19 protein-coding genes are annotated in these 21,833 nt (G+C 60.9%); all 19 read right to left on the bottom strand.

Going from position 1 to position 21,833, the window contains the following annotated elements:
• Positions 1–4: 4 nt before the first annotated feature.
• On the bottom strand, positions 5–1,363 hold the full coding sequence (gene fliI, locus AC19YR_RS10580) for a flagellar protein export ATPase FliI (RefSeq protein ID WP_500598354.1): 1,359 nt from the start codon (positions 1,361–1,363) through the stop codon (positions 5–7).
• Complete coding sequence (gene fliH, locus AC19YR_RS10575; RefSeq protein ID WP_500598353.1) at positions 1,353–2,207, bottom strand: flagellar assembly protein FliH; 855 nt, start codon at positions 2,205–2,207, stop codon at positions 1,353–1,355. Before fliH ends, fliI begins: the two co-directional genes overlap by 11 nt.
• Before the next feature lie 10 nt (positions 2,208–2,217).
• The gene (fliG, locus tag AC19YR_RS10570; protein ID WP_095110692.1) at positions 2,218–3,237 is read right to left on the bottom strand and encodes a flagellar motor switch protein FliG; all 1,020 of its coding nucleotides are present in this window, start codon (positions 3,235–3,237) and stop codon (positions 2,218–2,220) included.
• Complete coding sequence (fliF, locus tag AC19YR_RS10565) at positions 3,230–5,017, bottom strand: flagellar basal-body MS-ring/collar protein FliF (protein WP_095110693.1); 1,788 nt, start codon at positions 5,015–5,017, stop codon at positions 3,230–3,232. The genes fliG and fliF overlap by 8 nt, the downstream gene beginning before the upstream one ends.
• Before the next feature lie 15 nt (positions 5,018–5,032).
• Positions 5,033–5,362 carry a flagellar hook-basal body complex protein FliE gene (gene fliE / locus AC19YR_RS10560; protein WP_095110694.1) on the bottom strand — a complete coding sequence of 110 codons (330 nt, stop codon included), beginning with the start codon at positions 5,360–5,362 and terminating at the stop codon, positions 5,033–5,035.
• Positions 5,363–5,490: 128 nt separating this feature from the next.
• Complete coding sequence (locus tag AC19YR_RS10555) at positions 5,491–6,870, bottom strand: sigma-54-dependent transcriptional regulator (protein ID WP_095110695.1); 1,380 nt, start codon at positions 6,868–6,870, stop codon at positions 5,491–5,493.
• A 5-nt stretch (positions 6,871–6,875) separates the two neighbouring features.
• Positions 6,876–8,081 carry a sensor histidine kinase gene (locus AC19YR_RS10550; RefSeq protein WP_500598447.1) on the bottom strand — a complete coding sequence of 402 codons (1,206 nt, stop codon included), beginning with the start codon at positions 8,079–8,081 and terminating at the stop codon, positions 6,876–6,878.
• 128 nt (positions 8,082–8,209) lie between these two features.
• On the bottom strand, positions 8,210–9,685 hold the full coding sequence (locus tag AC19YR_RS10545) for a sigma-54 dependent transcriptional regulator (protein WP_500598351.1): 1,476 nt from the start codon (positions 9,683–9,685) through the stop codon (positions 8,210–8,212).
• Between the two features lie 166 nt (positions 9,686–9,851).
• Positions 9,852–10,148 (bottom strand): flagellar protein FliT, encoded by a 297-nt coding sequence (fliT, locus tag AC19YR_RS10540; protein ID WP_490624763.1) that lies wholly within the window; start codon positions 10,146–10,148, stop codon positions 9,852–9,854.
• Positions 10,149–10,175: 27 nt separating this feature from the next.
• On the bottom strand, positions 10,176–10,565 hold the full coding sequence (fliS, locus tag AC19YR_RS10535; protein ID WP_490624762.1) for a flagellar export chaperone FliS: 390 nt from the start codon (positions 10,563–10,565) through the stop codon (positions 10,176–10,178).
• 139 nt (positions 10,566–10,704) lie between these two features.
• The gene (gene fliD, locus AC19YR_RS10530) at positions 10,705–12,069 is read right to left on the bottom strand and encodes a flagellar filament capping protein FliD (protein WP_490624761.1); all 1,365 of its coding nucleotides are present in this window, start codon (positions 12,067–12,069) and stop codon (positions 10,705–10,707) included.
• 83 nt (positions 12,070–12,152) lie between these two features.
• Positions 12,153–12,506: a flagellar protein FlaG gene (locus AC19YR_RS10525; protein ID WP_490624760.1), complete on the bottom strand. Its 354-nt coding sequence runs from the start codon at positions 12,504–12,506 to the stop codon at positions 12,153–12,155.
• Positions 12,507–12,579: 73 nt separating this feature from the next.
• Positions 12,580–14,538 carry a flagellin N-terminal helical domain-containing protein gene (locus tag AC19YR_RS10520; RefSeq protein WP_500598349.1) on the bottom strand — a complete coding sequence of 653 codons (1,959 nt, stop codon included), beginning with the start codon at positions 14,536–14,538 and terminating at the stop codon, positions 12,580–12,582.
• A 407-nt stretch (positions 14,539–14,945) separates the two neighbouring features.
• The gene (locus tag AC19YR_RS10515) at positions 14,946–15,872 is read right to left on the bottom strand and encodes a ketoacyl-ACP synthase III (RefSeq protein ID WP_095110703.1); all 927 of its coding nucleotides are present in this window, start codon (positions 15,870–15,872) and stop codon (positions 14,946–14,948) included.
• Positions 15,873–16,208: 336 nt separating this feature from the next.
• Positions 16,209–17,042 carry a hypothetical protein gene (locus AC19YR_RS10510; protein WP_500598348.1) on the bottom strand — a complete coding sequence of 278 codons (834 nt, stop codon included), beginning with the start codon at positions 17,040–17,042 and terminating at the stop codon, positions 16,209–16,211.
• Between the two features lie 21 nt (positions 17,043–17,063).
• Complete coding sequence (locus AC19YR_RS10505; protein ID WP_500598347.1) at positions 17,064–17,321, bottom strand: hypothetical protein; 258 nt, start codon at positions 17,319–17,321, stop codon at positions 17,064–17,066.
• A 55-nt stretch (positions 17,322–17,376) separates the two neighbouring features.
• Positions 17,377–18,483, bottom strand: coding sequence for a hypothetical protein (locus AC19YR_RS10500; protein ID WP_500598346.1), 1,107 nt, complete (start codon positions 18,481–18,483; stop codon positions 17,377–17,379).
• Complete coding sequence (locus AC19YR_RS10495; RefSeq protein ID WP_500598345.1) at positions 18,480–20,111, bottom strand: hypothetical protein; 1,632 nt, start codon at positions 20,109–20,111, stop codon at positions 18,480–18,482. The genes AC19YR_RS10500 and AC19YR_RS10495 overlap by 4 nt, the downstream gene beginning before the upstream one ends.
• Positions 20,108–21,833: DUF2345 domain-containing protein (locus AC19YR_RS10490; protein WP_500598343.1), on the bottom strand; the 1,726-nt coding region annotated here is incomplete at its 5' end. The genes AC19YR_RS10495 and AC19YR_RS10490, both read right to left, overlap by 4 nt.

Below are 21,833 nucleotides of genomic sequence, written 5' to 3'. Positions count from 1 at the left end.
CCGGTTAGCCGCCGGGGGCCGGGGCGAACACCGACGCCAGGTGGCTTTGGCTCTCGGCCAGGCTGATGTTGTCGTTCAACCCTTGGCGCAGGTAGGTGACCATCGCCGGTTGCAGGGCGATGGCCATGTCGGTTTCCCGGTCGCCACCGGCCACATAAGCGCCCACGCTAATCAGGTCGCGGCTCTGCTGGAAGCGCGACCACAACTGCTTGAACTGCTGGGCGCGCTTCATGTGTTCGGGGGTGACCACCGAGGGCATGACCCGGCTAATGGACGCTTCGATATCGATGGCCGGGTAATGGCCCTCTTCGGCCAGGCGCCGGGACAGCACGATGTGGCCGTCGAGCACACCCCGCGCCGAGTCCGCGATGGGGTCTTGCTGGTCATCGCCCTCGGACAGCACGGTGTAGAACGCGGTGATCGAGCCGCCACCGGCCTCGGCATTACCGGCACGCTCCACCAGTTTCGGCAGTTTGGCGAACACCGAGGGCGGGTAGCCCTTGGTTGCGGGCGGCTCGCCAATGGCCAGGGCGATTTCCCGCTGGGCCTGGGCGAAACGGGTGAGCGAGTCCATCAGCAACAGGACGTTCTTGCCCTTGTCGCGAAAATATTCGGCGATGCGCGTGCAGTACATGGCTGCGCGCAAGCGCATCAGCGGCGCATCGTCGGCGGGCGAGGCCACCACCACCGAACGCTTGAGGCCTTCTTCACCGAGGATGTGCTCGATGAACTCCTTGACCTCCCGGCCCCGCTCGCCAATCAGGCCAACGACGATAATGTCGGCCTCGGTGAAGCGGGTCATCATGCCCAGCAGCACACTCTTGCCCACGCCCGTACCGGCGAACAGGCCCAGGCGCTGGCCACGGCCCACCGTCAATAAACCGTTGATGCAGCGAATGCCCACGTCCAGCGGCTGGCTGATGGGGTTGCGCTTGAGGGGGTTGATGGCGGGCCCGTCCATGGGCACCCAGTCTTCGGCCTTCATCCCGCCCTTGCCGTCCAGCGCACGGCCGGCGCCGTCGAGTACCCGGCCGAGCATGCTCATGCCCATGGGTAGGCGCCCGGTGTCGGCCAGGGGCACCACCCGCGCCCCCGGCGCGATGCCGGCGACGCTGCCCACCGGCATCAGGAACACCTTGCTGCCGGAGAAGCCCATAACTTCCGCCTCGACCTGCACCGGGTGATAGCTGTCGTCGTTAATGACCACGCAGCGGCTGCCCATGGCGGCGCGCAGGCCTTCGGCTTCCAGGGTCAGGCCGACCATGCGCAGCAGGCGCCCCTCGAGGATCGGTTGCTCCGCCAGTTCAATGGCCGGGGCATAGCTGCCCAGGCGCTTGGCGAAACTGGTGCGATCAAGGCGCATCGTCGGCGTCCGGGCCAATCTCGGCGGCTTCTTCGATCTGGGCTTGGGTTTCGGCCGGGGCCTGGGGCTTGGCGGCCCGAGCCTCGCGCTCCACGGCCGCCAGGTCGAGGCTGATATCGGCCGCGGCCGGGTGCAGGACCTGTTCGTGCAATTGGTCGAAGAGCTTGTCCAGCGCCTGCTTGAGGCGGGTTTCTACCGTGGCGTCGATGCGGCTGTGGGCGGTTTCCACCCGCAGGCCGCCGGGCAGCAGGCTGGCGTCTTCGACGATGCGCCACTGCTCTTCATGGCGCTCGCGCAGGGCTTTGACCTGGTCGAAATCCTGCGGGTTGATGAACAGCCGCACGTTCTGCGCATCCAGGGGCAACAGCTTGAGGGCTTCGCGGATGACCATTTCGACGTGGCTCGAATCCAGGCTCAATTCGCGCTGGATCACCTGGCGGCTGATGTGCTCCACCAGGTTGACCATGGCTTTTTCGATCTGGGTGTCCTGCTCGGCAATCGGCGCGAACAGGCTGGCCATCAGCCGCTCCAGGCTCGACAGCTTGGCGTTAAGGGCCTGTTCGGCCTCCTGGCGCACTTTGAGCGTGGTGCTGTGGAAACCTTCCTTCTCCCCCGTGGCGAAGCCTTCGTTGTAGGCCTCCTGGCGGATGCTTTCGAGTTCTTCGAGGGTAATGGGCTGGACTTCCTCCAGCGGCACTTCCTCCATTTCCACCGGCACCTCTTCAGGCTCGGGCTCAGGTTCCGGCTCGGGCTTGTGCGGGTCGAAGCTGGGCAGCGCCCAGACGTCAAGGCCACTGACGTCACGGGCACGGATCAGGTCGGAGTGCTCATCATTGCTGGACATTGATCGAGCCTTAGATCATTTCTTCGCCGCCCTTCCCGCCGAGAACGATTTCTCCGGCTTCGGCCATACGGCGGGCAATGGTGAGGATTTCTTTCTGCGCCGTTTCCACGTCGCTGACGCGCACCGGGCCCTTGGCCTCGAGGTCGTCGCGCAGCAGCTCGGAAGCACGTTTGGACATGTTCTTGAAGATCTTTTCCTTGACGCCTTCGTCCGAGCCCTTGAGGGCCAGCACCAGCACATCGGAGGAGACTTCGCGCAACAGGGCCTGGATGCCACGGTCGTCGACATCGGACAGGTTGTTGAACACAAACATGAGGTCCTCGATCTGGCCGGAGAGGTCTTCGTCGACTTCGCGGATCGAGTCCATGAGCTGGCCTTCGATGGAGCTGTCGAGGAAGTTCATGATGTCGGCCGCACGCTTGATGCCGCCCAGGGTGGTGCGCGAGGCGTTGGAGTTGCCCGAGAACTGCTTCTCGAGAATCTGGTTGAGCTCTTTGAGCGCCGCCGGTTGTACGGTGTTCAGCGACGATACCCGCAAGATGATGTCCAAACGCACCTTATGGTCGAAGTGGCCGAGCACTTCGCCGGCCTGGTCCGGGTCCAGGTAGGCAACCACGATGGCCTGGATCTGCGGGTGCTCGTAGCGGATCACGTCCGCCACGGCGCGCGGCTCCATCCACTTGAGGCTGTCCAGGCCGCTGGTGTTGCCACCCAGCAGGATGCGGTCGATCAGGCCGTTGGCCTTGTCCTCGCCCAGGGCCTGGGTGAGCATCTTGCGGATGTAGCCGTCAGAACCCACGCCCAGGCTGGTCTGATCGCCGACGATATCGACGAATTCGCTCATCACCTGCTCGACTTGCTCGCGGTGCACGTTGCCCATCTGGGCCATGGCCACGCCGACCCGTTGCACTTCCTTGGGGCCCATGTGGCGCAGCACTTGTGCGGCGTCGGTTTCACCCAAAGACAGCAGCAGGATCGCAGCCTTGTCCACACGGGTGAGCTTGGCGATGGCGGCTCGGTTATCACTCATCTGCGTTAATCCACTCTTTCACGACCTGGGCCACGCGGCCCGGGTCTTCAGCCACCAGGCTCTTGATTGCGTTCAATTGGGCGTCATAGCCCTCGCTCGGGCTCGGCAACAGGATGCTGGTCGGCCCGCCGAGGCTGACGCGGTCGTTGGCCAGTTCGCCATCGAGGCCGCCCATGCCGCCCAGTTCCATGTCGCTGCCCAGGCCGGCCAACTGGCGGTTCTTGCCGTGGCCGGTGATGTTGTTGAGCACCGGGCGCAGCACGCCGAACACCAGCACCAGGATGAACAGCACGCCCAGCACTTGCTTGACCACGTCCCAGAACCAGGGCTGGGAGTAGAACGGAATTTCGGCGATCACTTCGCCACGTTCGACGGAGAACGGCATGTTGATGACGCTCACGCTGTCGCCACGGCTGGCATCGAAGCCCACGGCGTCCTGCACCAGGCGCGTGAAGCGGCCCAGTTCATCGGCGCTCCACGGTGCGCGGGTGGTTTCGCCATTGGCCGGGTTGATCTTGACCTGGTCGTCCACCACCACCGACACCGACAGGCGGTTGAGGCGCCCTTGCTGCTGCTTGGTGTGGCTGATGGAGCGGTCGAGCTCGAAGTTCTTGGTCGATTGCTGGCGCTTGTCCGCCGGGTACGGGGCGAGCATCGGCTGGCCGGTGGCCGGGTCCATGATCTGCTGGCCGTTGGCATCCAGCAGCGGCTGGCCGGGTTGCACCATGCCGGCCGCGGCGGTTGCACCGCCGGTGGTCTGCGGCGCCGAGGCCGGGGCTGGCGGCTGGTTGCTCAGCGCGCCGGGCACCCCTTGCGGGCCATTGCTGGCGGTGCGCTGTTCGTTGACCGACTGCTCGCTGCGCAGCGCAGGCTGGTCCGGGTTGAACTGTTCGGAGGTGGACTCCACCGCGCTGAAATCGACGTCAGCCGAGACTTCAGCCTTGTAGCGGTCGTTGCCCAGCACCGGTTGCAGGATGTTGTGCACGCGCTGGGTGAGCATGCCTTCCATGCGGCGGCTGTAGTCGAATTGCTTGCCGGCCATGGTCAGTTCGGAGTTTTCCGCCTGATCGGAGAGCAGGTTGCCTTTCTGGTCGACCACAGTGATCTGGGATTTGCTCAGCTCGGGAACACTGGTGGCCACCAGGTTGACGATGGCCAGCACCTGGCCCGGCTCCAGGGAGCGGCCCGAATACAGCTCTACCAGCACCGACGCGCTGGGCTTGCGTTCGTCGCGCACGAACACCGAGCTTTTCGGGATCGCCAGGTGCACACGGGCGCCCTTGACGTTGTTGAGGCTGGAGATGGTGCGCGCCAGTTCGCCTTCCAGGCCACGACGGTAACGGGTCGCCTCCATGAACTGGCTGGTGCCCAGGCCCTGGTCCTTGTCGAGGATCTCGAAACCGATATTGCCGTCGCCATTGGTCACCCCCGCTGCCGCCAGCTTGAGGCGCGCGCGCGGCAGGTCATCGGCCTTGACCAGCAGCGCCCCGGAGTTGGGCTCCACGGTGTAGGCGATGTCGGCGGTGGCCAGGGTGTCCATGACCTGCTTGGCATCCATCCCCGCCAGGCTGCCGTACAGCGGCCGATAGTCCGGCTGCTGCGACCACAGCACCACGGCAAAGCCAATCGCCACGCTCGCGGCCAGGCCGACCATGAGGCCGACCTGACGCAACATGGTCATCTCGGAGAGGTTTTCCAGGAAGGACAAACCAAACAGCGGCGGCTTGCCCTCGGGCGGGGCTACCTTGGCCGGAACGTTATCGGCGACTGCATCAGCCATGACTCAATATCTTCCTTAGACCGGCATCTGCGAGATGTCTTGGTACGCCTGGACCAGTTTGTTGCGCACCTGGGTCAGTGCCTGGAACGAAACCCCGGCCTTTTCCTTGGCGATCATCACGTCGGTCAGGTCGACCCCGCTCTTGCCGATTTCGAATGCGGTGGACAACTGGCTCGACGCCTGCTGGGTATCGTTGACCTTGTTGATGGCCGAACCGAGCATTTCGGAAAAGCTGTTGCCGGCCATTTGCGGCACGGCGGCGACGGTTTTCGATTGCGACATGGCGTCCATTTGCATGGCCCGCATATCCAGCATCAACCGATTGAATTCAATACCTTGGCTCATGGTCCACTCTCTCCGACAACACGCAATTTTTTGACACTCTCACAGCAGCTAAGGTGGTGTTAGCAACAAGGGTGCCAGCTACGGGGCAGCAAAAAACAAAAGCCGACTTGACCGATATCAATGAGCCATCATGTGGCGAACAAATAAGCCTCGACATCCATGCCGGCATCGCGCATTTGCGCCAGTTTGTAGCGCAAGGTGCGCGGGCTGATGCCCAGGCGCTCAGCCGCTTCCTTGCGCCGCCCGCGCTCGGCGCGCAGGGTGTCGATAATCATCTGGAACTCACGGCGGCGCAGGTCATCGCCCAGGGCGGTGCTGGGTTCGGCGCAATCGGGCGGTACTGTCGGCGCACCCAAGGCTGGCAATGGTGCACAGGCCACCGGCCCGGCCAGGCAGAAGTCCTGGGGCTGGATCAAGCCGCCCTGTTGCAAAATCAGCGCTCGCTGAATGGCGTTATCCAACTCGCGCACGTTGCCTGGCCATGGGTAGGCCATCAGGCAAGCCTGGGCCTGAGGCGACAATCGGGCGGCAGCGTGCTTCATTTTATTGACGTGTTTGGCCAGCAAACGCTCGGCCAGCGGCAGAATATCGGCGGTACGCTCGCGCAACGGGCGCCAGGCCAGGGGAAACACCGAGAGGCGGTAGTAGAGGTCTTCACGAAAGCGCCCCGCCGCCACTTCACCGGCCAAGTCACGGTTGGTGGTGGCCACCACACGGATATCGAGGCTGATGGGCTTGCGGGCACCGACCCGCTCCACCTCACGCTCCTGCAACACCCGCAGCAGCTTGGCTTGCAGGCCCAGGGGCATCTCGGAAATCTCGTCGAGCAAAAGGGTGCCGCCATCGGCCTGCTCGAACTTGCCGGCCTGGGCGGCGATGGCGCCCGTGAACGAGCCCTTCTCGTGGCCGAACAGGGTGGCCTCCAGCATGTTGTCGGGGATCGCCGCGCAGTTAATGGCAATGAACGGCTGGGTGGCACGGTGGGAATGCTGGTGGATATAGCGCGCCAAAACTTCTTTGCCGGTGCCGGACTCGCCGGAAATCAGCACCGTGGAATCACTTTTCGCCACCCGGGCGGCCAGTTCCAGCAACTGCGCGCTGGCCGGCTCGAAGGCCACCGGGCCTTCGCCGTCGCTGGCGCCCAGGTTGCCGAGGGCATGGCGCGCCACCAGGTCCAGCAGGGCCTTGGGCTCGAACGGCTTGACCAGGTAATCCGCCGCGCCTTGGCGCATGGCGTCTACCGCCCGCTCTACGGCGCCGTGGGCGGTCATCAGCAACACCGGCAACTGGGGCTGGCGGGCGCGCAAAAGGGCGAGCAACTGATGGCCATCCATGCCTGGCATGTTGACGTCGCTGACCACCAGGTTGAATGCCTCGCCCGCCACCGCCTGCAACGCCTCTTCGGCCGAGCCCACAGCCTGGTAGTCATGCCCGGCGAGCAGCAGCGTATCGGCCAGGGCCTCGCGCAACGCACGGTCGTCTTCCACCAGTAACACCTTGATTGCCATGACTTTTACTCCGCCCCTTGAACGCAGGGCTGTTCAGCGGAAAACAGCGGCAGGGTCACCGTGGCACACGTGCCGCGACCCAGTCGCGAGCGCAACTGCAATTGTCCTTGATGTGCCCGGGCCACCGCCTTGACCACGGTCAGGCCCAGGCCTGTCCCGGTGGTTTTAGTGGTGAAGAACGGCTCGCCGAGGCGTTCGAGCACGCCCAACTCGATGCCACAGCCACTGTCGCTGACGCTGATACGCAGGCTGTTGCCCCGGCGATATACATGAACTTTCAGGCGCACCTCACCGGCGCTGGCCTGGATCGCGTTTTCAATCAGGTTCAGCAGCGCCCCCACCAGGGTGTCGCGGTTGCACAGCAACTCGCCCTCATGGCTGTCGCACTGCCAGCGGACCGGCAATGCCTGCACGTGGGTCAGGGCCGCCGCTTGCAGGGCCTGCATCAGGGCGCCCGGGGTGATGCGGTCGGTCAGCGGCAGCTCGCCACGGGCGAACACCAGCATGTCGCGCACCTGATGCTCCAACTCGTGCAGGCGCTCCTTGAGGCGCCCGGCAAAACGCTGCTGGGTGTCCACCGGCAACTCACGCTCGGTCAAATGGCTGGCATACAGCAGAGCGGCGGACAGCGGCGTGCGGATCTGATGGGCCAGGGACGCCACCATGCGGCCCAGGGACGACAGGCGTTCGTGGCGTGCCAATTGGTCTTGCAGGTGCCGGGTTTCCGTCAAGTCGTTGAGCAACACCAATTGCCCGGGCTCGGCGTCCAGGGAACGGGTGGCGATGGACAGGCGCCGGCCGTCCTTGAGGGACACTTCGTGGCCGTCGTCCTCGCGCGGGGCGAAGCAGCGGGCAATGACCTGGCGCCACAACTGCCCCACCAACGGCAAGCCGAGCAACTCGCTCGCCGCCGGGTTGGCTTCGCGCACCCTGCCTTGGGCATCGATCACGATGACGCCGCCCGGCAACAGGTCGAGCAGGTTTTGCAGGCGATTGGCCAGGCGTTCTTTCTCGGCCAGTTCTTGCATGCGCTGGGCACTGACCACGGCCAATTCGCCCTTAAGCTCGGTAACCCGCGCTTCGAGCATGCTGTAGGAGTCGGTCAGTTGGCTGGACATTTGATTGAACAGGGCGAACGCCTGCTCAAGCCCCAATCGGCTCGCCTGCTCTACGGACGACGATTGCGCCTGGGTATCAGGGGCAGGAGGCATCGGGGCGGCGTGGGGCATAAGGCTATCTCGTGTGGCTGACCGTCAGTTAAACGGAAGGTTACGAGACCTATAGCAATACCCGTGCCGGAAAAAAACGCGTGGGTTTTCAGCAAGTTAAAAAACAGGCGTCAATCATCCGCCTGTTCATCACCGTCGCGGCGGCTCATGCCGTACTTGCGCATCTTCTCCACCAGGGTGGTACGGCGAATGCGCAGGCGCTCGGCGGCCCGCGCCACGATACCGTTGGCATCGTCCAGCGCCTGTTGGATCAAGCCCTGCTCCAGGCCACCGAGGTAGTCCTTCAAGTCCAGGCCTTCGGGCGGCAGCATGGCGCTGGCGGCGAAGTTCGGCGTGTGGCCATTGATCGCCACGCGCTCTTCCAGGTCGCTGCGCAGGCTGTCCACCAGTTGTTCGTCTTCGTCGTCGACGTAGCGGAATTTCTTCGGCAACTCGACCACGCCAATCACCCCGTACGGGTGCATGATCGCCATGCGCTCCACCAGGTTGGCCAGCTCGCGGACGTTGCCCGGCCAGCCATGACGGCACAGCGACATGATGGCCGCCGAGTTGAAGCGGATCGAACCGCGCTTTTCGTGCTCCATGCGCGAGATCAGTTCGTTCATCAGCAGCGGGATGTCTTCGACCCGCTCGCGCAGGGGCGCCATCTCGATGGGGAACACGTTGAGGCGGTAGTACAGGTCCTCACGGAAACTGCCCACTTCGATCATGCTTTCAAGGTTTTTGTGGGTGGCGGCGATGATGCGCACGTCCACGCCTTGGGTCTTGTTGCTGCCTACGCGCTCGAAAGTGCGCTCCTGCAACACCCGCAACAACTTGACCTGCATCGGCAACGGCATGTCGCCGATTTCGTCGAGAAACAGGGTGCCGCCATTGGCCAGCTCGAAACGCCCGGCGCGGCTGGTGATGGCGCCGGTGAAGGCGCCCTTCTCATGGCCGAACAGTTCGCTTTCCAGCAACTCGGCGGGAATCGCCCCACAGTTGACCGGCACAAAAGGCCCGTCGCGGCGCTTGGAGTGGTAGTGCAGGTTGCGCGCGACCACTTCCTTGCCAGTGCCGGACTCGCCGAGGATCAGCACGCTGGCGTCGGTGTCGGCCACTTGCTGCATCATCTGACGCACGTGCTGGATCGCCCGGCTGGTGCCGACGAGGCTGCGGAACAGGTTGGGCTCGCGGTGACGACCGCGCTCGCGGGCCTGCTCGTACATCTCGCGGTAGACCTGGGCACGGTGCAGGGAATCGAGCAACTTGCTGTAGCTGGGGGGCATTTCCAGGGTGGACAGGACGCGGCGGCGTTGGTCTTCCGGAAGGTCCACGGAAGAAATATCGCCCATCAGCAACACGGGAAGGAACTCATCCCAGGTAGCCACTGTCTTTAACAAGCCCAGAGCTGCGCCAGGAGCGTTAACCGTACCGATAAGCACACACAGGATTTCACGGCTCGACGACAACGAGCTGACCGACTGCTGCCAATCGTGGCTGCCGCAGGGCAAATTTTCTTCACCGAGAAAATTCAAAATCACCGCCAAATCGCGGCGGCGAACGCTATCGTCATCGATCAGCAGAATTTTGGTTTCACGCCACATGCAATAGCAACTTCCCTAGTGAACCTGCCTCCAAAGGGAGGCAATCAAGACGCCTGTAGGCATTCTCTGCTTATAGACGTCTGAAATCTGAAAACAGCACTAGTTAAGTCAAAAAAGCTGGCACGGTCAAATTACTGACGCGCCGGTTCGGATTAACTGAGCCAGTTCAGCCGAACAGATGGTAAACCTTTGACGCATTTTTAGCTTGGTTGATCTGCGACATCTCTTCGAAAATCGCCTGGCGCTCGCCGGTGGTCACCTCAAGCAACTGCTGGTAAACCACCAGCAGACTCTCCAGTTTCTCCCGCAGCGCGCCCTCGTCGACCGGCGCCTCGCTGAGCACTTCATCAATACAGGCACGGCAGCCCAGATCCAATTCGCCGATGGCATCCCAATTGCGTTCCGCCAACGCGCCGATCAGGGCGTCACGGGTTTCATCGATCCGTTGCAGTGCATGGCTCATGACATGTGTTCCTCAAGGCGTGCGGCCTTATTGTGGCGCGATGGCATCCCATCCGGTCTTAACGGTGATCAGCAGGCGGGCGACTTCGTCGATAATTTCCGGGTCGTTGCTCACGTTGGCTTGCGCCAAGCGTGTATTCATATAGTCGTACAGGCTGGCGAGGCGCTGGATCGCGGCCGGGTCTTCAGCCTTGTCCTCATCCAGGCCCTGTCGCAGGCCGGTAATGATGTCGATGGCCTTGGACATCAGCAGGCACTTTTGCGGGATATCGCCACGCGCCATTGCACCCTTGGCCTGGGCTAGACGCTCCAGGCCGCCTTCCATCAGCATCTGGATCAGGCGATGAGGACTGGCCTCGGACACCTGGGCATGGGAATTGACCTTCTGGTATTGGCGAAGGGCTCTCATAGGGTTCATGTTGTTACCTCGTTACAGGCCACAGTCGATAGGTTTGCTTAACCAGTTTTTCGACTGCACCGCAAAAAACTTTAATCCAGACTTCTAAGACCCGGACCGCTGACACATGCTTTTTCGGCGCATTAAACGCCTCGAAAAATCAGCTCGACTTCGGATTGTTCAACGAGTTGAGGGTGGTCATGATGCTGGAGCTGCTGGCGTTGATCTGGGCGATCATGGTGTCCATCGCCGTGTACTTAGCGCTCAGGGACTTCTGCAAGGCTTCCATGCGCCGATCCAGATCGGTCTTCTGGGTGGTCAGGTCGGTTAGCTTGGTGTTGAGGTCCGTTACCCGCGACGCCAGAGTGCCGGTGGTGCCGACATAGCTAGCAGTTGTCTTGTTCATGCGGGAAATCAAACCGGTATCACCGGTGAACAGACTGGCAATATCGCCAGCACCTTTAACCACCGCCTTGTCCCACGTTTTGTCTTCCAGGCTCAGCAACCCGGTTTTCTGGTCGGTGGTGATACCCATCTGGGCCAGACTGCTGATGGTGCCCGCCCCCGATCCGTTGACCAGCTCACTGCGCAAGCTGGCAACCAACTGACGCATCGACGCATCGCCGGTCAAGGCGCCCGCCGTGGTAGTGGAGGCATCGCCCGTGGCGGTGACCTTGGTCTGGGTATTGATGGAGGTCATCAGGGCGTTGTAAGCGGTGACGAACGACTGCACCGAGGTCTTCAGCGTGTCGGTGTTGCTGGCCACGGTGATGGTGGTCGGTTTGTCCTTTTCAACAGCCACCAGATCCAGGGTCACACCACTGATGGCGGAAGTCACCTTGTTGCTGGTGGACTCCATCGCGATGTCGTCGATGGTGTACTTGGCGTTCTGCGCCGGCTTACCCGCGTCGTAACCGGTGGCCAGGTCCGAGTCACCGCTGAGGGTGATGTCGGTGCCTACGCCACTGGTGTTGGAGCCGATGACCAGACGTGCGCCATTGGCATCACTCAGCACGTTGGCGCTGATGCCTTGGGCGGAAAGCTGGGTATTGATGGATTCGCGCAACTGCTGCAGCGTCGCACCACCAGGAACCAGCACGTCGTAACTTTTACCCGACTGGTTAATGGTCAGCGTCTGAGTTTCATCGCTGGCATTGGCCTTGCCCGAAGCACCGCCCTCGATCACCTTGCTGGTGACTTTCGAAGAAGTTGCCAGGTCCGTGACCTGCACAGTGTATTTACCGCTGGACGCGCCTTCACCCAGGGTGACCTTGACGTTTTTTTCTTCAGAGGTAGTAGCGGCCAGCCCGTTGAACGAGGCCACGTTGTTCAACTTGGTGATCGCCGCGCGGTAAGTTTCCAGCGCGCTCTTCACCGAACCGACAGCCGACAGCTGGATAGTCGCATCTTTTTGCTGAGCGGTGATCTGGGCCAGCTTGGGCGCCTGCTCAGCACCCACCAACGCCTTGACGATGGCTTGCGTGTCGTAGCCCGAACCTGGGCCGGAAATCGTTGAACTAGCCATTTGCTATTCTCCTTGTCCTGCGGCTGCCGCTTTATTGGCGTACTAACGCCCAAGCAGCAATCAGAAACATGTTTCGTGCCAACTCAAGCCTTTGCTTCAAACAGCAGGCTGCTGGCATCGCTCAGGTTCTGCGCCAGCTTCAGCGCGGTCTCCGATGGAATCTGTCGAATCACTTCACCGCTGTCGGTGGCGATGACTTTGACGACCACTTTGCCGGTGGTGTCATCGATGGAGAAGTCCAGGTTACGTTGGGTCGCCTGCACAAACTCACGAATATCGGTTACAGCCTTTTCCAGTGCCATGCGTTGCGGCTCCTCGGCGGAGGCCGGCTCAGTCTCAACCGCAGGCTTGGCCTGAGCAGTAGAGGCATTATTGGCCTGATTGGCTTGGGTTGCGCCAGCCGGGTAAGTCGAGTTCAGCTTGATGCTCATGTCCATTTCATCACCTCCAAACTGAAAAAACGGAAGGGCACGTATACGCGCCCTTCCGTTAGTTAACCGCTAGCCGATATTACTGAAGCAGCTTCAGTACAGCGGATGGCAGTTGGTTGGCCTGGGACAGGATCGCGGTAGAAGCCTGTTGCAGGGTTTGTTGCTTGGTCAGTTCAGCGGCTTCAGAAGCGAAGTCAGCGTCTTCTACACGGCCTTTGGCGGCAGTGGAGTTCTGCGAAATGCTCTGCAGGTTGGCCACGGTGCTGGCGAAACGGTTTTGCACCGCACCCAACTGCGAACGCTGGCTGTCGATCTGCTGCATGGCATCGTCCAGAGCCTGAACTGCTTGCTGCGAAGTGGCAGCCGACAGGATGTTCAGGTCGGAAACGGTGGTTTCCATGGTCACAGCAGCCTTGGTGCCAGCGGTCAAGCCCAATGCTGCCAGACCGGTACCAGCGCTGCCGTCCTTGACGGTGATGTCTTTGTCAGCGAACAGGTTCAGAGTACCGTCAGCGTTTTTGCTGGCGTTTACACCGGTGCTGGCGCTGTTGATCGAAGCCACGATCGCATCGGAGGTATCGCCCTTCTTGAACTTGACTTCAACACCGTTGACATCAATCGAGGTGTCGTCTTTCAACTTGGCTTGGGAAGTGCCAGCCGACAGGCCCAATTGAGACAACGATCCGCTCTGGGTGTTGGCCAACTTGATGTCTTTACCATCGCCGGAAGTGAGCGTCACACGACCGTCTTTAACGGTGGCAGTAGCACCAGCGCCTGCTTGAGCTGCGATACTGCTCAACACTGTTTTCATGGTCGCATTGGCCAACCAGGTTACATCCTTACCATTAACCGTGATGCCACCAGCAGTGGATAATGTCTCTTTATCCCATGCACCAGTAGTAGAAGCCGTCAAGCCGATTTTGGTCAAATCCGCACCGGCAATGGTGATGTCACTCTTCGAGGTCAGGGTCAAAGCGCCTGCAGCATTGGCAGAAGCAGTAACGCCGGTCTCAGCCGTCTTCTTGTTGATCTCGATTGCTGCGAGGCTACCAGAAGTAATAGCATCCGTCGAAACGCCAAGGGTGATCACTGTATTGTTGATGGTGATTTTATCGCCAGCAGCAGTCGTACCAGGGGGCGTACCACCTAATACGCTAGCTTGCGGGGGCAAAGCAGCAGTAGTCTTCGCCGTTAAGCCGACTGTGCCCAACACAGCGGTAGTACCGCCAACGATGATGTCTTTATTCGAGGTCAGGGTCAGAAGGCCTGCAGCATCAGCAGCAGCTGTAACGCCGGTCTCAGCCGTTTTTGCGTTAATCGCGGTTACTGCTGCGTCACCAGCAGGCTTGCCAGATGATGCATTAGTCAGCGTGACTTCTGTACCGTTGATGGTGAATTTATCGCCAGCAGTAGTCGCCGCTGGTCCAGTACCCGTTACGCTAGCCTTCATCGGCACTGTCGAACCTGTAGCAGTAGCGCTCAAACCAGACAAGGCAGCACTGTTGACGGTAGCTTCGCTGAAGTTACCTTTCAGGCCAGTAGCGCTGATGTCGGTCATGCCGAACGAGATGGTTTCGTTGGCGTTGGCGCCGATCTGGAACCCTACGTTGTTGAACGAACCGTCCAGCAGGTTACGACCACCGAAAGTAGTGGTGTTGGAGATACGGGTCAGCTCGCCCACTTTCGCGGTGAACTCTTGCTGAAGGGAAACACGGTCAGCGTCGCTTTTATCACCGTTCGCAGACTGCAGGGCGAGTTCACGCAGACGCTGCAGCAGGTTGGTGGATTCTTGCATCGCGCCTTCAGCAGTCTGGGCGATGGAAACACCGTTGTTGGCGTTGGCGATGGCTACGTTCAAGCCCTTGACCTGGTTGCCCAGACGGTTGGCGATCTGCATGCCGGCGGCGTCGTCTTTGGCGCTGTTGATTTTCAGGCCGGAGGACAGACGGTTCATCGAAGTGCTCAAAGCGTCGGATGCTTTGTTCAGGTTCTTCTGGACGCCCAGGGAAGTGATGTTGGTGTTTACGGACATTGCCATGACGAAATCCTCGTGAGTTGGATACTGCGGCTTCCGGCCCTGGCAACCGCCGGGTGTGGCCTAGAGAACCTTCGTAATAGTTATCGTCGTGAAAGCAGGTTGCTTGAGGGCTTTTTTGATTTTTTTTACTAGCAAGGTGCCACCCCTTTGCTTTTCAAGGATTTAGCCAGGGGAATCGGGCAACCAAACACCTCTGCGGGGGATAACGCTGTGGGAGCGAGCCTGCTCGCGATAGCACAACGGGGTGCCTGGCAAGTGGGCCGCCATCGCGAGCAGGCTCGCTCCCACAGCGACATATTCCAAAAGAGCACATTCCACAGAGCTAGACCCACAACAGGCCAAGCCATAAAAAAACGCCCAGGGCTTTTGCGGCCATGGGCGTTTTTGTGAGGGGCGGGTTCAAGCCCTCAAGGGCGGTAGAGAATCGCCGAGCCCCAGGACAGGCCTACGCCAAAGCCGCTGATGGCCACGCGCTGCCAGTCGGCGTTGAGCACGTGCTTTTCCAACAGCAGCGGAATGCTCGAGGACACGGTGTTGCCCGTCTCGACCATGTCCTTGAGGAATTTCTGCGGCTCACCCTCAAAGCGTCGTGCCACGGCGTCGACGATGGCCGCGCTGCCCTGGTGGATGCAGAAGGCGTCGATGTCGTCGGGCGTGAGGCTGGATTCGGCGAGCAACTCGTGCAAATGGGCCGGCACTTTAAGCAGGGCGAAGTTAAACACCTGGCGGCCGTTCATATAGAACACGCCGTCGCTGACTTTCAGGTGCGGCGCCCCGGAACCGTCGGTGCCGAACTTGGCTTTGCCCAACTGCCAAGCCGCGTCTTCGCCCATCCAGGTGGCGGTGGCGGCGTCGCCAAAAAGCATGGTGGTGTTGCGATCTTCGGGGTCAACGATTTTCGAGTACGGGTCGGCGGTAATCAGCAGGCCGTTTTTCAGCCCGGTGGCTTCCATGAAGCCTTTGATGGCATAGATGCCATAGACGTAGCCGGAGCAGCCCAGGGAGATATCGAACGCCGCCACGTTGGTCGGCAGGCCCAATTTGTCCTGGACGATGGCCGCGGTGTGGGGCAGGCCCTCTTCGTCGCCGTTCTGGGTGACGACGATCAGCACGTCGATGGATTCAGGGCGCAAATCAGGGTTGTTGGCGAACAACGCCCGGGCGGCTTCGACACACAGGTCGGAGGTTTCTTGGTCGGCGTCCTTACGCGGCAGGAACGCCGAACCGATCTTGCCGAGGATGAACTCTTCATCCTTCTCGAATTTTGCACCTTGGGCGTAGTTATCAAGCCCACTCGCTGGCACGTAACTGGCGATGCTTTTTATGCCAATCATTGTGGCTTCCCAATACTCAGATAACTGAAAAACACCGCGCCACGGGGGGTGCGGTGCTGACAATAAACGGGGGCTTTCACGACATGAGAAACGCGCCGCGAGTGGTTGCCGTGCCCATGGAAATCGACCCTGCAAAGGCCCGGCGACCGCCTACCCGTTTCACACGATACAGTGAAGATGCGCTTTGTGACTCACAGGTCACTCTATTTTGCGCGCTTTGTGCAAAACCTGGCGTGATTGTGTCGTCAACGTGCCCATTCCAGCTCCCCCCCCGTGGAAAGCCGTCTGGGTCTGGGAGCCCCACAAAGCAGGTGTCCCGCATTGCCAGCATCGGGCTCAACACAGCGTTGGCCTGGACTGGTCCGGGCTCCAGAGCCAGAAGGTGTAGCCGTAGTCGCCTTCCAGTTTGGGAAAAATCGCGCCATCACGGAAATACTGCCGCGAACCTTCACGGGCCGGGCTGAACCACCAACCGGCGTGGGGGCACGGCTCGCCGCTGGCTTTGCGCGGCGGGTGCTGCGGTTCGCTGCCCGGCGCGTCGGCCATGGCGTCGGGGTCGCTGTCTTCAAACTCGCCTTCGAGAAGTTCGACGAAGTACCACTTGCAGGGACGTTCGGTGAAGATTTTATTGCCCAGTTGGTAGTAAGCAGGATCCTCTGAGTAAGGGAAAACATTGGCATGGCGTGGCTGCTTGACGAAGTTCAACATCGCAGAGGCGTCTACCCATAGCTTGGCCCGTCCCACCGAGCTCAATGCCTCCAAACCAATCTCGTTAAAGGTTTGGCATTCTTCCAGGGGCTTGAAGAAGCCCTCCCCCCCTCCAATCCAACCAAACTGTAGTGCGCCATTGGGATCATCTTGAGGAATGTACACACCCGTGCGAACAGGTACTTTCCCCGTCTCACCTTCAATATCCAGATGAACTTTAAACTTAGGCAATTGGGGGAAGAGCTCTTTGACTTCTTGCCATGCAAACCAAAAAACAGCGTCGTTCCACGATCGTTGCATAACGCCATCAATATCATAGCCGTACCGAAATACTTGCTCTGCACGCTTACGAAACTCGTTTTCCTGTTCTGCAGTGGCCCATTGCATCGAAAGTTCGCCCAGCATATGGGCGCATTGATTGGTTCCCGTGATGCCGTAGCACTGGTCGGCGCGTTTGGCCATATGCCACATCGTGCTTTCCCTTTACTCGATCAAGGCTGGAAACCCGCCGGTGCTCCAGTTGGCTGCCGTATCGCGTACACCCCAACGTTCGCTGACCATCAGGGGGTCGAGAATCGAACGGCGCTCCAAAAGCATCTCGGCCATGACGATCAACTCTTCGATCTTCGGCAACAACGCGTCCAAGTAACTTTGCGACGAGTAGTAATAGAGCATGGCTGCCTGGCGTTTTTGCCACAGGGACAGGTGATAAGTCGGGGTCATAGGATAAAGAGCGTTCATGTTGTGTGCCCGGGCAGTGCAGACCAGGCGGGTTCACCTGGCCTGCATTTAACGATCAAAGTGTTGGCCGGGACTGATCCGGGCTCCAGAGCCAGAAGGTGTAGCCGTAGTCGCCTTCCAGCTTGGGAAAAATTGCGCCATCACGGAAATACTGCCGCGAACCCTCACGGGCGGGGCTGAACCACCAACCGGCGTGGGGGCACGGCTCGCCGCTGGCTTTGCGCGGCGGGTGCTGCGGCTCGCTGCCGGGTGCATCGGCCATGGCGTCGGGGTCGCTGTCTTCAAACTCGCCTTCGAGAAGTTCGACGAAGTACCACTTGCAGGGACGGTAAGTGAAGGCTTTTTCCATGACCTGGTCTTGGGCATCACCTTCAACTTTGAACGTGTTGGCGTATTGAGGTTGCCGGATAAACTTGCGCAAACCGTCCTCGTCCCCCCACAACCCAGCACGGCCAAGGGTTTTCAGCGCGTCCAGGCCGATATTGTTGAGGGTTTTACATTTTTTGAGGGGCATAAACATGCCCTCTCCGCCTCCCGTCCAGCCAAATTGTAGGGCGCCATTAGGATCATCTTGGGGAACATAAACGCCGGTACGAATAGGTACTTCCCCAGTTTCTCCTTGAATATCGAAGTGGACTTTGAATTTGGGCAAGTGAGGGAAATTCTTCTTATCTCTTATCCATCGCCACCAAAATGACGCATCGTCCCAATACCCTTCCATGACACCGTCAATATGGAACCCATAGGAAAAAACCTCATCGGCCCGTTCGCGAAACTCCTTTTCCTGTTCTGCAGTGGCCCATTGCATTGAAAGTTCGCCCAACAGATGAGCGCATTGATTGGTTCCTGTAATGCCGTAGCACTGGTCGGCGCGCTTGGCCATATGCCACATCGTGCTTTGCCTGTAGGCAATCAAGGCCGGAAAACCGCCGGTGCTCCAGTTGGCTGCGGTGTCGCGCACGCCCCAGCGTTCGCTGACCATCAGGGGGTCGAGAATCGAACGGCGCTCCAAAAGCATCTCAGCCATGACGATCAACTCTTCGATCTTCGGCAACAACGCGTCCAAGTAACTTTGCGACGAGTAGTAATAGAGCATTGCTGCCTGGCGTTTCTGCCAAAGCGACAGGTGATAAGTTGGGGTCATCGGATAAATCGGATTCATTTTTTAAACTCCGTTACTTGGCCGGGCAAGTTGGGCAGGCCGAGACGCACGTTATTAAGTTGGGTATCAAAGTCGGTCATGCCCCAGGCGGTATCAAAGGGGCCGCTGATGGCGGGATGATTGATTTTTTCGCGCAGGCATTCATAGAACTCCTGTTCTTCTGACGACAGGTTCTTGTAACGCTCGTAGTTCATGTCCGGGGCAGGTTCCATGCGACCGGTCTGGCGATCCACGCGGTAGTAGGTCAGGGTGTCGAAGGCTTCAGCGGTGCTTTCGCCCGCGCTATTACGGATGAACTTGGCATCGAACTTGATTTGCTCCCAGCCGCCTTCCAGATAGCGGTCACCTAGTTCCATTTCCCCATCCTTGACCTGGGACGCCGCGGGGCCTTTCCAGACCTTGAGGGTTTCCCCGGCCTTGAGTTCGTACACCACGAACTGGCCATTGACGTTCCAGTCCGGCCACACCGCCAGGTACTTGCGCCAGGCAGACTTGGGGTTGGCTGAATCCATGATTTGCTTGAACACGGCTTCCGTGACCCAGTCCTGTGCGCTGGCGACACTGCCGGGGCCTATGATGCGGTAAAGGCGTAGGGGGCCGACCAGTTCAACTGCCTCCATGCCCTCTGCAAAGGTTTTGATCTGTTTAGCATCAAGGCTTGGAAAGCCGAGCTTAACGCTCTCGTTGACAGCCTTGATTTTCTTGCTTGGATCTAGCGGAGCAAACCTTTCCCCCGGCCTCCCCCGACTCAACCACCCCGGCAACGGCTTCGCATCCCGCATCAATTTCACCGCCAGTGCCTCGGGCAATCCGCCGTGAAAGTGCACATTCACCGTGTTCAGGATCGCCCGATGCTGCATCAGGTCTTCCATTTCCAACCGGCGGATCACGATGTCGAGGGCGTCGCGTATCGGTTGCAGGGCTTTGCCGATATGGGCGTTGGCTTGCAAACGCACGGCCTTGACCATGTTCAGGGTTTGTTCGGCCTTGGCGGCGGCCCCGGGGACGTATTTGACTTTGCCCAGTAGGGTGTTGAGCAGGGCAATGCCCCGGTCGAAGGCGTGCAGTAACCTCAAGACGTCTATTTGGTTGCGCACCTTTTTGATGGCGTCGGCCAGTGTCTGGAACACCTGGCCCCATTTCATGCCACGCCAGTACTTCACCACTTCCTTTTTACGCAGCAGGGTGATGACCCAGGTCATCGCCTCGTCCACGGCCTGCTCCACGGCATGGCCCCCCGAGCGGCGGATAAACAGGAAGAAGATTTTCAGCACACCTTTAACCAGGGAACCGAGCACCGGAAACAGGCCGATCAGGGTCAGGCACAGGCCGACCCAGGCCCAGGTGTTGCTGTGGTCTTTTTGCAGTTCGCGGCAGTTGGCGACCAAGTCGCGCATGTCGCAGATCTGGTCCACCAGCGGCACCATGGAAACCGCCGCGTCGAAGGCGATTTGCCCGGTGCTGCGGTCCTGGTTGAAATCCCCTTGAATGGCTTCCCATAGCCAGAGGGCGCTGTCGATGCTGGCGTCGAACAACCTCTCGGGCGCCCCCGTGACATAGGCCAGGGCGATACGGACGTCGTCGGCGGGAACCTGGGTGCCCGCATCATTTTTGACTATCTGGTTCATGAACGTTCTCTCGATTGAACGGAGGTGACTTTGGCGATGTCCTCGGGGGCCGCGCGGTTTGATTCGTTCTCATCGGGCGGCAACCGATATTTCACATGGGCCACCTGCTGCGGCGGCACGTTGTCGTGGCGGGCGTCGCCTTGGGGCTTCAAGTTGCCGGCGTGTTGGGGGCCCTTGTGTTGCTGAATTTGATAATCCGCCTCGCGAATGCCTTGACGGGTTTGCTCATCTCGATAGTTCACCGCCACCCACTGCGCCGCCGGCCCCGGCATGGCCTGCGACCTGGGCAGTGCGGGTATTTGCGGCTGGTTGTTTGCCCCGTTCAGCAACGGATGCTCGCTGCCCTTGACGCTGAACACCCCGGGGCAGGCAAAGGTGATATCCGCGCCGTGCAGGGTGATGCGGCTGGCCCCCGCTTGGAGGACGAGGGTGTCCTTGGCGATCAGGTCGATGCGCCCCGCCGTGGCGGTGAAGGTGGCGCTTTGGTCGGCCAGTAGCTCCAGGCGCTCGGCGTGGGCTTGCAGGCCGACCGCCCCTTCCTGGGCGATGACCTTGGCCCCACCTTCGCCGGTGTACAGGTGCAGGTTGGCGCTGCTGATGGCCGCAATGTTGTGCCCGGCGTTTAGGTGCAGGTCGTGCTGGCTGGTCAGTTGCAGCTGCTGCGCGGCAAAGGCGTTGCTGCTGGCGGGCGTGGCGAGGAGCAGGTCGGCCGGGGTTTCCAGCACCAGGTGCGGGGCGCCGAAGCGTTCTACCGGTAAACCGCTGCCGGGTTGGGTGGCGTCCTGGCCGTTGACCTGGGCGGGGTAGCGGGCGTCGCCCTGAGGGTCGAGCGCCTCGCTCAAGGCCGCGGTGCAAGACGCCATTGCGGCACCTGCCAATGCCTGCCGGGCAGCTTGGTCGAGCCGCTCGGCGGCGGCGATGGCGCCGCGTAACTGGCCTCGGGCCGCTTCCATATTCATTTGGGTCGAACCCGCCCGGGGTTGCAGGCTGGTGGACAGCAGCAGGCCATCCCCCGCACGAACCTGCCCCCAACCGCCGGTGGACTGGGCAAACCCCCGGCCCAGGTAGACACCGCGCTGGGTGTCTTGGGTGGCCACCAGGTAGCCCAACGCCAGGCGACTCTGCGCGGTGTCATTGAGCAACCCCTGGCGCAGTTGCCCTGGGCTGTCGTCCAACTGCCATTGGCTGGCGGGTTGGCCGTCCAGCACCTGGGTGTGCACGCCGCTGATGGAGGCCGCCAACGGCGGTGTGGCGACCCCGTTGTAGAGCTGGGCGACCACCACGGGTTGGTCAATGTCGGCGTTGAAAAAGTCCACCAGCACTTCGCTGCCGATGCGCGGGGTGAAGTGCTGGCCGAAGTTCGCCCCCGCCAGCGCTTGGCTCACCGGCACCCACGTGCCGCTGGTTTCATCGCCCGGGGCGTGGCTGTTGCTCCCCCCGGCGTCCGGCCGCCCACCAGCCAAGGGGCGCTCGCCGCGCTGCCAGAAGAACTGCACCCGCACGTGATGGTCGCGGTGGCTGGTAATCGCATGCTGCTCGACGCCCACCACCGTGGCGGTTTGCACACCCTGGGCCAAGGGTTTGGGCAGGCGTGCGGGGGTGACCGGCACGCCCGGCGCAAGGGCGATGAAGCGGTTGCAATAGGTGCCGTGCGCCAGGCCAGGCTCGCCCCAGTGCGCGGCCATGAGCGCGCCCAGGTTATTGACCGCCACATGGGTGATG

Source organism: Pseudomonas sp. MF08817, assembly GCF_059862705.1.
This window is presented reverse-complemented; position numbering and strand designations above follow the sequence as displayed.